This window comes from Pseudoalteromonas sp. MEBiC 03485, assembly GCF_004195145.1.
Classification (GTDB): domain Bacteria; phylum Pseudomonadota; class Gammaproteobacteria; order Enterobacterales; family Alteromonadaceae; genus Pseudoalteromonas; species Pseudoalteromonas apostichopi.
The window spans coordinates 349,083-361,603 of the sequence record NZ_SGBT01000001.1 but is presented as its reverse complement, the minus strand read 5'-3'; the positions used below and the strand labels follow the sequence as shown (position 1 = coordinate 361,603).

The window sequence follows — 12,521 nt, the reverse complement described above, 5'->3', positions numbered from 1 at the left end:
GTCGATATGGGCTAACGATAGCAAATCTTTACCGATAGCATGAAGTTTTCTTTTTTCTTACAGGAAAAAACGCGATTTTATAGTACAGTTTATTAAATGGAATAGTTGTTTTAAGGATGAAGCAATGCCGTTAACCGATCTACCTTTATCAGCAAGGCCGCGGGAGAAGTTACTCGCCCAAGGCGCAAAAGCACTATCAGACGCTGAGCTATTAGCGATATTTTTACGTACCGGCGTGCCGGGTATGAATGCCATTGAGTTGGCCGAGCACCTACTAGATATAAATAGCACCCTGCACAATTTATTTAATGCCACTGAACAAGAGTTTTGTTCACAAAGGGGGTTAGGAGCCGCTAAATATGTGCAGCTCCAAGCTGTGCTTGAGTTGAGCCGGCGCTATATGCTTGAGCAATGTAAACGCGAGGCACTATTTAATTCGCCACAGGCTGTGTATAACTATTTAACTATTCAGTTGCGTGGCTTACAGCAAGAAGTATTTATGGTGCTGTACTTGGACAGTCAAAACCAATTGATAAAAGACGAAGTGCTTTTTTATGGCACTATTAATGCGGCCTCTGTGTATCCTCGTGAAGTTGTTAAAGCTGCACTACGTAATAATGCGGCGGCACTGATTCTTGCCCATAACCATCCAAGTGGGGTAGCAGAGCCAAGTCAGGCCGATAAATTGATCACTACAAAATTACAACAAGCTTTAGCCTTAATAGATATAAATGTACTGGATCACATCATAGTGGGTGGTGAAAATTGTGTATCGTTTGCCGAAAGGGGATTAATTTAAGCGGAGCTAAGGCAGGAGTGTGTTAAAAATGAGCAGTTTAGGGCGATTTTAGAAATTAGTTTAATTTAAATGCAGTTTTTACTTTCCCTAAGGGCATTCGATCATTATAATTAGCCGCTATCAAATTTACACATGAGCTGATTGGATAAGATCTGTTACTTGATCTTTGCCTGTATAAGCTGTATAAAGAGCGCCCTTCGATTTATCCCGGGGCACAAATACTGGCCTAAGGGAAAATTAAGCTCGAGCGAAGTTATTGGAGATATATAGACATGTCTAAAGTATGTCAAGTTACAGGTAAGCGTCCAGCGGTTGGTAACCACCGTTCACACGCGAGAAACGCGACTAAACGTCGTTTCCTACCTAACCTACAAACTCACCGTTTTTGGGTTGAAAGTGAAAAACGTTTTGTAACACTACGCACTACTACTAAAGGTATGCGTATTATCGATAAAAAAGGCATCGACGCGGTTCTTACAGAAATCCGTGCTCGTGGCGAAAAAGTTTAAGGAACTGAATCATGCGCGATAAGATCCGTTTAGTTTCAACTGCTGGTACTGGTTTTTTCTACACTACCGACAAGAACAAGCGTAACATGCCTGAAAAAATGGAAATCAAAAAATACGATCCTAAAGCTCGTAAACACGTGATTTTCAAAGAAGCTAAAATCAAGTAATTTTAGTTTTCAGAATCTCAAAAACCCAGCCTCGGCTGGGTTTTTTGTTTTTCAGCTTAGATTTGCAGTTTAGAAAATAGCAATCAGCACAAGAATCTTATTTGCTCTGCTGTTTTATCTTGCTTAATTATCAATCTAAGCGTAAAATGCGCGCTCATTTCGGCTTATTAAATTTAATTCCTTGCCTTAAACCGACTGGCCGAAACGGTAGAAGGCTCTATTAACCGTAAGGAATATCCATGCGTCATTACGAAATCGTATTCATGGTTCACCCTGATCAGAGTGAGCAAGTACCTGGTATGATCGAACGTTATACTGGTTCTATCACTGAAGCTGGTGGTACTATCCACCGTCTTGAAGACTGGGGCCGTCGTCAATTGGCTTACCCAATCGACAAGCTTCACAAAGCTCATTATGTTCTTATGAACGTTGAAGCACCTACTGAAGTAATCAGCGAGCTAGAAACTACTTTCCGCTACAACGATGCAGTGCTTCGTAACTTAGTTATGCGTACTAAAGACGCTGTAACTGAAGCATCTCCTCTTGCGAAAGAAGAGAAGAAAGAAGCACCAGCTGCTTAATCGTTTTGAGTTCAAGCATGGCGCTTGCAGTTGAGACAAAAAGATGAGCCAACCGGTTAATCCTTATATGAATCAGCTGACATTATCTGGGGTTGTTTGTAAAACACCTAAATATAGTCAAAGCCCTGCTGGTATACCGCATTGTATTTTTGTTCTTGAACATAAATCGATGCAAGTTGAAGCAGACCTTAACCGTAATAGTTATGTCAGACTTCAAGTTGTTGCCAGCGGCACGCCAATGCAACAACAAACTCAACAATTGCACGTTGGGCAACAAGTGCAAGTGACGGGGTTTTTAAACCGTCACGAAGGACGAAACGGCTTAAGCCAGTTAGTCTTGCATGCTCAACATATAGAAAGAATTTTTTGAGGAATTTTACTCATGGCACGTTATTTCAGACGTCGTAAGTTCTGCCGCTTTAAAGCGGAAGGCGTACAACAAATCGATTATAAAGATCTAGCTACTCTTAGAAACTATGTTACAGAAAGTGGCAAAATCGTACCTAGCCGTATCACAGGTACTAGCGCTAAATACCAGCGTCAGCTAGCAACTGCTATCAAGCGTGCTCGCTACTTAGCCCTTCTTCCATACACTGACTTACATAAGTAAGCAGCGGATTAACAGTTTTTAAAAGGTGTAGAGACATGCAAGTTATTCTACTAGACAAGATCGCAAACCTAGGTGGCCTAGGTGACCAGGTTGTAGTTAAATCTGGCTTCGCACGTAACTTCCTTTTCCCACAAGGTAAGGCAGTTCCTGCAACTAAAGCTAACATCGAAACTTTCGAAGCACGTCGTGCTGATTTAGAAGCTAAGATCGCTGAAGATCTAGCTGCTGCTCAAGCTCGCGCTGACAAGTTAGAAGCATTAGCTGAAGTTACACTAGTTTCTAAAGCTGGTGACGAAGGCAAGTTATTCGGTTCTATCGGTACTCGCGACATCGCTGAAGCTATTTCAGCTGTTGGCGTTGAAGTTGCTAAATCAGAAGTTCGTTTACCTCTAGGTACTATCCGTGAGACTGGCGAATTTGACGTAGCAATCGCAGTACACTCAGACGTATCGGCTACTATCAAAGTAATCGTTATCGCTGAAGCTTAATAGCAATATTAAGTAGAAAAAGCCGCGCTTTATGTGCGGCTTTTTTGTGCCTGAAATTTTTGTATAAACAACGTTATTCATTCGCCTAAACACTATTAATTTCAGCGTGTTGTACCTCCATTAATCATCAGTATAGATACTAATAGTATTAGTTTTTTATGTTTTAAACACACAAGTACTAACCCTATAATCTTACCTATTTTGCAAACTAACGTTCTTTTTTCTTAATTTTCTTAATCTTATTAGTATAATCGGATGAGTAAAAGTAAATTGGTTAAAATTGACACTGACAACGCTGTCATTTATATTGTGCTGGTTAAAAAGTAGTAAGGAGTTGAAGTTGAGAAGTTCATTATTACCATATGGAAAGGGTAAACAAACTGGCTTTACATTAGTAGAAATTCTTATTGTTATCGCTATTTTGGGCATTCTGTATAGCGTAGCACTGCCTGCTTACACTGAGCATATGCAACGTAGTCGCCGCGCAGATATTCAACAAGAGTTATTGCAATACAGTGCCAGTCTTGAGCGTATTTATTCACGAAATGGCGGCTACCCCAATGCATTTTCAACCCAAAATACTGATTACTACACCTTTACCTATACAGCAACTGACAAAGTATCAGGTGCTGTAAGCGACTTTAAAAATCGTGGCTACAGTTTAAAAGCCTCTCCTAAATCGGGTTCGGCGCAAGCAAGTGATCGCTGTGGTGACTTAACCATTAAACATGATGGTAGTTACAACGCTTCATTTAGTGATTGCTGGGAGTAACTAAGTTGCGTCGAATTGCAGGGTTTACCTTAATCGAGTTAATGGTTGTGCTAAGTGTTATTGGCATTATGGCAGCCCTTGCTTTTCCGTCATTTAGTCAACAGATCTTGCAAGATCGCGTTGTAACTACTGCAAATCAATTAAATAGTGTCTATAAGTTTGCACGCAGTGAAGCGGTAAAGCGTGACAAACCTATTAACCTAGTTGTTAGCAATAAGAACTGGCAAGTGACCCTCAATGAGGGCGGGGCAGACACGATTTTGAAAGAATTTTCGATCACTAAAAGCGGTGTTACTGTCAACTTGGTGGCACTGGCAATTAGCGCCAGTGGCGAAGTCGATAAACAAGCTGAAATTTTAGTTAAAGATGAGCACACAAATACCACAGATTACATAATGTGTGTGCTTAAAAGTGGTCAAAACTGGTTAGTTGAAAGTTCACAGCGAGGATGTGCATGAATAAGCAGGCAGGCTTTTCATTATTAGAGGTGATGATTTCAGTGGTGATTGCTGGAATCGCATTATTAGGGTTGGCTGCTGCGCAGCTAAAATCGCTGCAATATGCAACCAATAGCTTTAATTACACCGTGTCACTCATTCAAGGCCAAAATACTATTGAGCGTTTGTGGCCGCGCATTTGTGAAATTCAAAAAACTAATACCGCACTTTTTCAAGACGCGACTTTTAGAGCTTCGCTAGCACCACAAGTCAGTGATTATCAACTGACTATCCCAGCTAATTACAGTGATGATATGCAAATTAATGTCGCTTGGGTTGATAAGCGCATGACAGACAGTGCAGAAAATCAAATTAGTCTAAATGCCAGTTTCCCAGACTTAACGGCTGTATGCTCATGAATAAACGCGCTCAGGGCTTTACTTTAGTTGAACTTATGGTGGCATTGGCTGCAGGCGCTTTTTTACTAGCTGGAGTGAGTTTGTCTTACTCGGCGATTAAAAGCACTGTTGAAGTGAGTAAAGAACTCGAAAACGCCCAAGAGGTGATTCGCTATACCAGTAAAGTATTCAATCGTAGTATTAAGCAAACTCAGTTAGCTCCGATCATAAGTGCTGATAAAAGCACGATTACCATTACTCAGCCTAGTGGTGTTATTGCCTGTGATGGCTCTGCGACAACAGCGCAAGTGATTGAGGTCTATAGCTTAAATGGTAGTAATTTAATGTGTTCACTCGATGGCGCTGCTGCTGAGCGATTACTCACAGGTATCGAAACTTTATCATTTGATATCGCTGGTGAGCTTGTCACTGTAACTGTGAAGCCAAATGATTTACCTGCGCAATTTGGCAATGGCATCAATATTGATATTGCTCTAACAAATGTAATATTAGTTAAAGCATACGGAGCAGGTAGTGTATAAAAAGCAAGGTGGTTTTACTCTAATTACAGTTTTGATCTTGACCAGTATGGCCAGTATCGTGGTGCTTAGTTCGCTGCGCGAGAACGTCGTTCAAGAGCGCTTAAGTGGTAACTTTCAAAAGAAATTAAATAGTCGCTTATTGGCTGAAAAAGGTGTTTTTGAACAAGCTAAGTTATTACAACAAACCTTGGATGAGGAAGGTGTATTAGCGGTTGAAGATTTGATCAGTAAAACCAGTCATGCATCTGGTTCAGGTGTTATCGCTGATGATGCAATTTTTAATGCAAGTTTAAGTCAAAATGCTGCAGGTGAGCTAGAAATTGCAAGCCTAGGACAACGATTTGATGGCGATGCACAAAGTAACTTAGTTGCTCGTTTTGCAGTGCAAGGCGCGAAGGGAAGTTCGATTTTCACGAATGCTATGGTGGGTTGTAAAGGGGTTAACTTGTCTGGCAGTGGCAGTATCGACAGCTATGACTCTAGCAAAGGCACTTACGAAGAAACTAAGTCAAATGATGGCGATGTTTCAACGATTGCTGGCGATTCAGATGTGGTGCTATCGGGTCATTCACCGATAAAAGGCGATGTTAAAGCGACCGGGGTGATCTACTTAAATGGTTCATCACCGATTATTGGTAACATCCATTCAAATACCGGTGTTTATATTTCTCCAGGCAGCGGTTTACGTGTTGACGGTAATGTATATACCCGAGGTTATTATACGCATCGTGGCGGGACAGTTTCGGGGGTAGTGCGAGCGAATGGTGATGCAAAAATGCAGTGGTCAACATTCATCACGAATAGCCAAGCTGAAGCGTTAGATATTATGTATGGTGGCTCAGGCGATTTTAAAGATACCTACAATAATCAACAGGATGGTGTGCACTACAGTGATAGCAAGTTTAATGTAAACCCGAATGTTGAACCGATAACCGTTGCTGACCCAACTGCGCCAGATTATGACCCTACAAACCCAGATACGAGTTGTGATCCTTTAATATTGCCAGAGAAAATGGCAGACATCACGGATCAAGTGAGCAGTTATAGTTCTGTTGCTATAGGCCCTACGCAACAATTTAAGCTAAATACCGAAAAGGGTTATTACAGTAGTGGTGGTAGCCAAGTTATTTTACCAAGCCTTGCTGATATTTTCTTGTTTAACTCTAAAGCTCAGAACCAAGCCAATGGTAGTAATAGCAAAGAGTATATTTTTTCACTTGATAGACTCAAGATGACCAGTGACGGCAAAATGGAAGTGTCTGGTGGTGATGTTATTTTACTGATTGATGGTGACTTTTCGATGGAAGGGGACACCAGCCTAACAATAAAAAAAGATAGCAGCTTAACGGTGTTATTAACCGGAAAAGTAAATATTGGTGCAGGCGCAAAAGTAATTACTGAGCAAGAAGGGCTAACCACCAGTGGTCATCCTTCGTTATCATTCTACTCATCATTTAATGGTGTAAATGGTGTACAATTTAGCGGCGCTGCTAATTTATATGCGGCTATTTATGCGCCTTTGACTACGGTGAAATTGTCAGGTAGTGGTGAGTTGTTTGGTAGTGTACGTGGCTCAACAATTACCGCATCGGGGGGCAGTGGCGCTCACTATGATGCTGGTCTATTACAAGTACAAAATGGTGGTACACCAGCCTCTCCAGCACGCATCGTATTTTTAGGTTGGAGCTATAAAACCACAGAAACAACCGAAGAAGAAAACGAATCATCCCCTGCCGAATAACGCAAATCCCCAAATAAAATTGTGTAAGCTCAATTATTTGTAGCTTACACAAAAAAAATTAATTTCATTTAAACCTTTTGAATCCCTCCTTACGTCTAATACACTAAATTCACAACAATAATCATAAAGGACAACATCCAGGATGTTGATAGATGCAGAACAAGCGTTCGCCCAGCAAAGTGAGCATGCCTTGATAGAGCGCGTAAAAAGCGGTGATCAAGCTGCCTATGCAACACTTTATGAGTTGCATGTGAAGCGGGTTTATAGCCTTTGTTTGCGATTGCTTGCAGATAAAGAGCACGCTGAAGATGCAACACAAGAAGTGTTTGTACAGTTGTGGCACAAAATCGCGAACTTTGATGGACGCTCACAATTTTCGACTTGGTTACATAGTGTTACCAGCAATATTGCGATTAGCTACATTCGCAAACATAAAAGCTGGTTTCAAAAAGTAGTGAGTTTTGAACAAAGTGGTATGGATGAGCAAAGCGCAGCAGATTGCGACGGCTTTAACGGCCTCGACAAATTAGTACTGAGACTACCTGAGCGAGCACGTATGGTTTTTGTGCTCCATGCGATCGAAGGCTATCGCCATGAAGAGATAGCAAGCATGCTTGATATGGCTGTAGGTTCAAGTAAGTCGCAATTTCACCGTGCAAGGCAGTTATTAAAAGAGTGGTATGAAAATGAGTAAGCCAGAATTTGAACAATTTTTAAATGACTCGCTTAATCAAAAGCAAGATATTAGTCCAGAAAAAGACCTTTGGCCGGGAATTGAGCGAGCAATTGCAAGGCCGCAAACACAGCATATTGATAAGCCAACTAATGGCTGGAATAAACTCGCTGCTGTTGCCGCTTGCTGTATTGCAGCCCTTTTGACTGTGCAGCTTTTTGTTGGCCAAGGTGAGTCAAATAGCATGATGGCAATGAGCGATTATTTTACTAAGCAAAAGCAAGGTTTGTTGGTGCAGTATCAAAATCAACCAGCTTTAACCGACAACTGGCAGCAACAACTAAAAGAGTTAGAAGAAGCCGAAAGTGCCATTAAGCAAGCACTTGAGAATGAACCTGAAAACCCAGCTTTATTACAAATGCTGTCGCAGGTTTATCAGCAACAACTGGACTTAATTAACAAGGTGCATGCACCGAAGTGGCAAACGATTTAGGAGTGACAATTATGAAATTACTAGCCTTAACTTTAGGATTACTGCCACTGATGGCAATGGCAGGACAAACCATTAATGAACAAATTGATGTACCTGCAAATAAACGCATTTTTATTGAAAACCAACGTGGTGATGTACGCATTGAAGGGTGGGATAAACCACAACTTAAAATCGAAGGTGAGCTTGACGATAAAGCACAAGGCTATCGTTTAGATGTAGAAGGCAGCCGTGTTGAATTTATCGTAAAAATGCCGCGTAACTTAGGTGGCTGGAATAGCGGTGACGGCTCTCGATTGACCATTTACATGCCAAAAAGTAGTGAGCTTGAATTTGCTGGAGTGAATGTCACAGTTAGTGCTAAAGAGCTTGAAGCAGGCGCAGAGATTGATACTGTCAACGGCGATATTACAGTACAAGATATTAGCGGCAACATGAGCTTTGAAACGGTAAATGGGGACGTAAATGCCCATGACCTGAATGGTGATATTCGCTTTGAAACTGTGAATGGCGAAATTAATGATAAAAACTCGCAAGGTGCTTTACGCTTTACCGCGGTGAATGGTGACATTAAGTCAAAGACCAAAGCGCAAGATGTTCGTCTTGAGAACGTAAATGGTGATATTGACTTTGCTTTTGATGCGATTAAAAAACTGCGTATTAATACGGTAAACGGTGAAGCCGAAGTTCACATTAATAAGCTACTTGATGATGCTAATATTCGTTTTGAGTCGGTTAGTGGAGATGCTGAGTTTTACTTCCCTGCTAATGTGTCAGCAAAGTTTGAAATTGAAGCTCACGCTAATGGTAAAATAGTCAATGAACTGAGTGACGACAAAGCAACAAAAGCGAAGTATGGCCCATCAAGCGACTTAGAATTTAGTATTAACGGTGGAGATGCTGATATCGAAATGGATACGATTAGCGGCCGCATTGAACTTCGTAAACAGAAATAACGATTAGAGTTACAATAAAGCGGGAAGACTTCCCGCTTATACCAATCGTGTTAAGTTATTGGTCTTAAATAGCGACAGATAAATGAAGTGATAACAAGGCAGAAATTTTGACATGTAGTTACTCTACTTTAGACATTTCTAACGCAGTTAGCGCTTTATTTAGCTCGCTAGAATGACCAAATATTTAAGTCGATTGGTATTTACTATTTGCACAGCCTTAGCAAGTCGATAGAATAGAGCCATTCAATTTTAGTTTTGTGAAGTTATGGCCAAACCAGATAAGCAAGTCGATACGTTAAAAGTCCCTCCTCATTCAATAGAAGCTGAGCAATCTGTTTTAGGTGGTTTAATGCTTGATAATCAAGCGTTTGACCGTGTTGCTGAGTTAGTGGTTGCTCAGGATTTTTATACCCGCACTCATAAGCTGATTTTTGAAGCTATGGTAAGCCTTGCTGAAGGCGGTGATCCAATCGATTTGATCACTATTTCTGAGAGCCTTGAGAAAAATAACCAGTTAAGTAGTGTTGGTGGTTTTGCCTACCTTGCTGAAATAGCCAAGAATACGCCAAGTGCAGCAAATATTGATGCCTACGCGAATATCGTGCGTGAGCGTGCTGTTATTCGAGAAATGATTGGTGTTGCCAATGAAATTGCCGAAGCGGGTTTTAGCCCTGAAGGGCGAAATAGCCATGACCTGCTTGACTTTGCTGAAAGTAAAGTATTTAAAATTGCGGAGCAGCGTACTAAAAGTACCGAAGGCCCTCAAAACTTACATAGTATTTTAGAAAAAACCGTTGATAAAATTGAAGAGCTTTACCAGTCGCCGCAAGATGGTGTAACTGGTGTGAGTACAGGCTACACCGACCTAGATAAAATGACAGCGGGTATGCAGCCTTCAGATCTTATTATTGTGGCGGCACGTCCATCGATGGGTAAAACTACTTTTGCGATGAACTTGGCTGAACATGCTGCTATGACGCAAGATAAGCCTGTACTTATTTACTCACTAGAGATGCCGTCAGAGCAAATTATGATGAGGATGCTGGCATCGCTAGGTCGCATTAACCAAACTAAAGTTCGTACAGGTCAGCTTGATGATGACGATTGGGCGCGTCTATCCTCAACCATGGGCTTGTTAATGGAAAAAGGTAAGATGTATGTCGATGATGCATCGGGCCTAACACCAACGGATGTGCGCTCTCGTGCTCGTCGTATTGCTCGCGATCATGGCGGTATTAGCATGATCATGGTCGACTACCTACAGTTAATGCGTGTTCCAAGTTTGTCAGATAATCGTACGTTAGAAATTGCTGAAATCTCACGTTCATTAAAAGCACTAGCAAAAGAGCTGCAGTGTCCGGTTATTGCACTGTCTCAGCTTAACCGTACCCTAGAGCAACGTGCCGATAAACGTCCAATCAACTCCGACTTACGTGAATCAGGCTCAATCGAGCAGGATGCCGACTTAATCATGTTTATTTACCGTGATGAAGTTTATAACGAAGATAGTGCTGAAAAAGGTGTGGCAGAAATCATCATAGGTAAGCAGCGTAACGGTCCAATCGGTAAAGTACGCTTAACTTTCCAAGGCCAATTCTCGCGTTTTGATAACTACGCGGGCCCAGCTATGGACGACGAATATTAATGCGCTTAGCCATTGCTGAAATCAACCTACAAGCGCTTGCTCATAACTTAGCGCAGGTGAAGCGCTTTGCGCCCGGTTGCAAAGTAATGGCGGTGCTAAAAGCTAATGCATATGGCCATGGTTTAGTTAAAATTGCCCAATACCTAAATGATGCAGACGCATTTGCAGTCGCACGCATTGACGAAGCGTTAGCGCTGCGTGCCGGTGGGCTGACAAAACCTATTGTATTGCTTGAAGGTTTTTTTCATAAAGATGATTTACCTATCTTGCTTGCTAATAACTTTCAAACCATCATTCACGATGAAAATCAGCTCGCAACGCTTGAAAACACAGCTCTTGATGCACCTATTGCTTGCTGGTTAAAAGTTAATACTGGCATGCATCGCCTTGGTATTGCACCATCACAATTTGAGTCTTTCTACAGCCGTTTAAAAGCAAGCTCGAATGCCCGTGATGACATTAAACTAATGACCCATTTTTCGTGCGCCGATGACATCAATGATGAAAAAACCGCTCAGCAAATTGCTTTATTTGACTCATTAGCTGATGGCAAAAGCGAGCAGCATTGTCTTGCAAATTCAGCGGGAATTATTGCTTGGCCAAAAGGGCATGGCGAGTGGGTACGCCCTGGGTTGATGTTGTATGGTGTATCACCAATGCTAAATAGCATTGGTCAACAGCATGGTTTAGAGCCGGTTATGCGCTTAACTACGCGTGTTATAGCAATACGCGATGTCGATGCTAATCAATGTGTTGGTTATGGTGGTCGTTGGCATAGCGATAAACCCACTAAGCTTGCTGTGGTCGCGATGGGTTATGGTGATGGTTATCCACGTCATGCTGAGCAAGGCACACCAGTGGTTATTAAATCACAACGCTATGGCATTGTTGGTAGTGTGGCGATGGACATGATCACGGTGGATATTGGTGATAACAGCGACAACATCAAAGTCGGTGATGAAGTGATCATGTGGGGGCCAGAGCTTCCCGTTGAAGAGATTGCCCAGTGTGCGACAACCATTCCTTACGAGTTACTGTGTAATATCACCCCACGAGTAAGCTACGAGTATCAAGAGTAACTTTGTTACTCTTTAATAAAATACACGTCACTGAACCCCATTCGTGCGAATTCTTGGTCACGAAAGTTACGTACTGCTGAAGAGCCTTTTGAAGTCATTTCTACTTGCTGCTCCATCTTTAAATAGTTGGTTAAATCAATGCCTTCAGCTGCGGCGATCGCATGGTACATATCGCGGTATTTATCTTTTGCAAAATTGATTTCGCGAGGCTGGTTTTTAAATTTGTAAGTGATGCGGCGTGCCATAATGAATCCTCAATGTTTATCGCGGCTGATTTTACACTAAAAAATAGCCATAGCCATGACTTGTTAGTATAAGCGGGTTACAATGCAATACTTTTCAAAGACTCGGTAAATCATAATGAAACTTTCAGTAGAGATCAGTAAGTACCCACTACATCAAGACTACATTCCGTTTATCAAAGGTTTTATTGACCGCGTAAACAGTTACGAAGGTCTTAAAGTGATCACCAATACCTTATCAACTCAGATTTTCGGTGATTATGATTTAGTGATGTCTGTACTTAATACTGAAATCAAACGTTCTTATGAAGAGTTTGGTAAAGCTATTTTTGTCTGTAAATTCTTGCATGGTGACTTGTCGCCTAGCGAAGACTAAAATCTAAAGTAGCGCG

Annotated in this window: 19 protein-coding genes; 18 read left to right on the top strand and 1 reads right to left on the bottom strand. The window is 41.5% G+C overall.

Features of this window, described 5'->3' with window-relative positions:
* The first annotated feature begins 124 nt into the window (after positions 1-124).
* From radC to alr, 17 genes are all read left to right on the top strand, one after another.
* Positions 125-799, top strand: a complete 675-nt coding sequence (radC, locus tag EVU92_RS01695; RefSeq protein ID WP_130049753.1) for a DNA repair protein RadC — start codon at positions 125-127, stop codon at positions 797-799.
* 272 nt (positions 800-1,071) lie between these two features.
* Positions 1,072-1,308 (top strand): 50S ribosomal protein L28, encoded by a 237-nt coding sequence (gene rpmB, locus EVU92_RS01690; protein ID WP_036973115.1) that lies wholly within the window; start codon positions 1,072-1,074, stop codon positions 1,306-1,308.
* Between the two features lie 11 nt (positions 1,309-1,319).
* Positions 1,320-1,475, top strand: a complete 156-nt coding sequence (gene rpmG, locus EVU92_RS01685; RefSeq protein WP_022946036.1) for a 50S ribosomal protein L33 — start codon at positions 1,320-1,322, stop codon at positions 1,473-1,475.
* Between the two features lie 239 nt (positions 1,476-1,714).
* Positions 1,715-2,056, top strand: a complete 342-nt coding sequence (gene rpsF / locus EVU92_RS01680; protein WP_036973113.1) for a 30S ribosomal protein S6 — start codon at positions 1,715-1,717, stop codon at positions 2,054-2,056.
* A 67-nt stretch (positions 2,057-2,123) separates the two neighbouring features.
* Positions 2,124-2,426 (top strand): primosomal replication protein N, encoded by a 303-nt coding sequence (gene priB, locus EVU92_RS01675; protein WP_036973732.1) that lies wholly within the window; start codon positions 2,124-2,126, stop codon positions 2,424-2,426.
* Between the two features lie 12 nt (positions 2,427-2,438).
* Positions 2,439-2,666, top strand: a complete 228-nt coding sequence (gene rpsR, locus EVU92_RS01670; protein WP_002962753.1) for a 30S ribosomal protein S18 — start codon at positions 2,439-2,441, stop codon at positions 2,664-2,666.
* A 35-nt stretch (positions 2,667-2,701) separates the two neighbouring features.
* Positions 2,702-3,154, top strand: a complete 453-nt coding sequence (gene rplI, locus EVU92_RS01665) for a 50S ribosomal protein L9 (protein ID WP_054554192.1) — start codon at positions 2,702-2,704, stop codon at positions 3,152-3,154.
* 340 nt (positions 3,155-3,494) lie between these two features.
* Positions 3,495-3,926, top strand: a complete 432-nt coding sequence (locus EVU92_RS01660) for a type IV pilin protein (protein ID WP_233786784.1) — start codon at positions 3,495-3,497, stop codon at positions 3,924-3,926.
* Positions 3,927-3,931: 5 nt separating this feature from the next.
* The gene (locus EVU92_RS01655) at positions 3,932-4,384 is read left to right on the top strand and encodes a GspH/FimT family pseudopilin (RefSeq protein WP_130049751.1); all 453 of its coding nucleotides are present in this window, start codon (positions 3,932-3,934) and stop codon (positions 4,382-4,384) included.
* A complete protein-coding gene (locus tag EVU92_RS01650) occupies positions 4,381-4,782 on the top strand; it encodes a prepilin-type N-terminal cleavage/methylation domain-containing protein (RefSeq protein ID WP_130049750.1) in 402 nt (133 codons plus the stop codon). Before EVU92_RS01655 ends, EVU92_RS01650 begins: the two co-directional genes overlap by 4 nt.
* Positions 4,779-5,303, top strand: coding sequence for a prepilin-type N-terminal cleavage/methylation domain-containing protein (locus EVU92_RS01645; RefSeq protein ID WP_233786785.1), 525 nt, complete (start codon positions 4,779-4,781; stop codon positions 5,301-5,303). The genes EVU92_RS01650 and EVU92_RS01645 overlap by 4 nt, the downstream gene beginning before the upstream one ends.
* Positions 5,296-7,044, top strand: a complete 1,749-nt coding sequence (locus tag EVU92_RS01640; protein ID WP_240701294.1) for a PilX N-terminal domain-containing pilus assembly protein — start codon at positions 5,296-5,298, stop codon at positions 7,042-7,044. The genes EVU92_RS01645 and EVU92_RS01640 overlap by 8 nt, the downstream gene beginning before the upstream one ends.
* A gap of 142 nt (positions 7,045-7,186) precedes the next feature.
* The gene (locus EVU92_RS01635; RefSeq protein WP_054554197.1) at positions 7,187-7,738 is read left to right on the top strand and encodes an RNA polymerase sigma factor; all 552 of its coding nucleotides are present in this window, start codon (positions 7,187-7,189) and stop codon (positions 7,736-7,738) included.
* Entirely contained in the window at positions 7,725-8,210 is a 486-nt protein-coding gene (locus EVU92_RS01630; RefSeq protein ID WP_175580504.1) for a hypothetical protein, read from the top strand. The genes EVU92_RS01635 and EVU92_RS01630 overlap by 14 nt, the downstream gene beginning before the upstream one ends.
* Positions 8,211-8,221: 11 nt before the next feature.
* Entirely contained in the window at positions 8,222-9,163 is a 942-nt protein-coding gene (locus EVU92_RS01625; protein WP_130049747.1) for a DUF4097 family beta strand repeat-containing protein, read from the top strand.
* Positions 9,164-9,428: 265 nt separating this feature from the next.
* Complete coding sequence (gene dnaB, locus EVU92_RS01620; protein ID WP_130049746.1) at positions 9,429-10,808, top strand: replicative DNA helicase; 1,380 nt, start codon at positions 9,429-9,431, stop codon at positions 10,806-10,808.
* Positions 10,808-11,887: an alanine racemase gene (gene alr / locus EVU92_RS01615; protein WP_130049745.1), complete on the top strand. Its 1,080-nt coding sequence runs from the start codon at positions 10,808-10,810 to the stop codon at positions 11,885-11,887. Before dnaB ends, alr begins: the two co-directional genes overlap by 1 nt.
* Before the next feature lie 5 nt (positions 11,888-11,892).
* Here the strand turns inward: alr and EVU92_RS01610 are convergent, their stop codons facing one another.
* Entirely contained in the window at positions 11,893-12,132 is a 240-nt protein-coding gene (locus EVU92_RS01610; RefSeq protein ID WP_062567354.1) for a DUF2960 domain-containing protein, read from the bottom strand.
* A gap of 115 nt (positions 12,133-12,247) precedes the next feature.
* Here EVU92_RS01610 and EVU92_RS01605 point away from each other — a divergent pair, with 115 nt between their 5' ends.
* Entirely contained in the window at positions 12,248-12,505 is a 258-nt protein-coding gene (locus EVU92_RS01605) for a YkoF family thiamine/hydroxymethylpyrimidine-binding protein (RefSeq protein WP_054563401.1), read from the top strand.
* The last annotated feature ends 16 nt before the right edge of the window (positions 12,506-12,521 follow it).

What these genes read in the sequence shown, in the direction of transcription:
- EVU92_RS01650 (WP_130049750.1), top strand. Translation starts at nt 4,381, where the DNA reads ATGAATAAGCAGGCAGGCTTTTCATTATTAGAGGTGATGATTTCAGTG.
- rpmG (WP_022946036.1), top strand. Translation starts at nt 1,320, where the DNA reads ATGCGCGATAAGATCCGTTTAGTTTCAACTGCTGGTACTGGTTTTTTC.
- EVU92_RS01630 (WP_175580504.1), top strand. Translation starts at nt 7,725, where the DNA reads ATGAAAATGAGTAAGCCAGAATTTGAACAATTTTTAAATGACTCGCTT.
- alr (WP_130049745.1), top strand. Translation starts at nt 10,808, where the DNA reads ATGCGCTTAGCCATTGCTGAAATCAACCTACAAGCGCTTGCTCATAAC.
- EVU92_RS01645 (WP_233786785.1), top strand. Translation starts at nt 4,779, where the DNA reads ATGAATAAACGCGCTCAGGGCTTTACTTTAGTTGAACTTATGGTGGCA.
- radC (WP_130049753.1), top strand. Translation starts at nt 125, where the DNA reads ATGCCGTTAACCGATCTACCTTTATCAGCAAGGCCGCGGGAGAAGTTA.
- priB (WP_036973732.1), top strand. Translation starts at nt 2,124, where the DNA reads ATGAATCAGCTGACATTATCTGGGGTTGTTTGTAAAACACCTAAATAT.
- rpmB (WP_036973115.1), top strand. Translation starts at nt 1,072, where the DNA reads ATGTCTAAAGTATGTCAAGTTACAGGTAAGCGTCCAGCGGTTGGTAAC.
- EVU92_RS01625 (WP_130049747.1), top strand. Translation starts at nt 8,222, where the DNA reads ATGAAATTACTAGCCTTAACTTTAGGATTACTGCCACTGATGGCAATG.
- EVU92_RS01635 (WP_054554197.1), top strand. Translation starts at nt 7,187, where the DNA reads ATGTTGATAGATGCAGAACAAGCGTTCGCCCAGCAAAGTGAGCATGCC.
- dnaB (WP_130049746.1), top strand. Translation starts at nt 9,429, where the DNA reads ATGGCCAAACCAGATAAGCAAGTCGATACGTTAAAAGTCCCTCCTCAT.
- EVU92_RS01605 (WP_054563401.1), top strand. Translation starts at nt 12,248, where the DNA reads ATGAAACTTTCAGTAGAGATCAGTAAGTACCCACTACATCAAGACTAC.
- rpsF (WP_036973113.1), top strand. Translation starts at nt 1,715, where the DNA reads ATGCGTCATTACGAAATCGTATTCATGGTTCACCCTGATCAGAGTGAG.
- rpsR (WP_002962753.1), top strand. Translation starts at nt 2,439, where the DNA reads ATGGCACGTTATTTCAGACGTCGTAAGTTCTGCCGCTTTAAAGCGGAA.
- EVU92_RS01610 (WP_062567354.1), bottom strand. Translation starts at nt 12,132, where the DNA reads ATGGCACGCCGCATCACTTACAAATTTAAAAACCAGCCTCGCGAAATC.
- rplI (WP_054554192.1), top strand. Translation starts at nt 2,702, where the DNA reads ATGCAAGTTATTCTACTAGACAAGATCGCAAACCTAGGTGGCCTAGGT.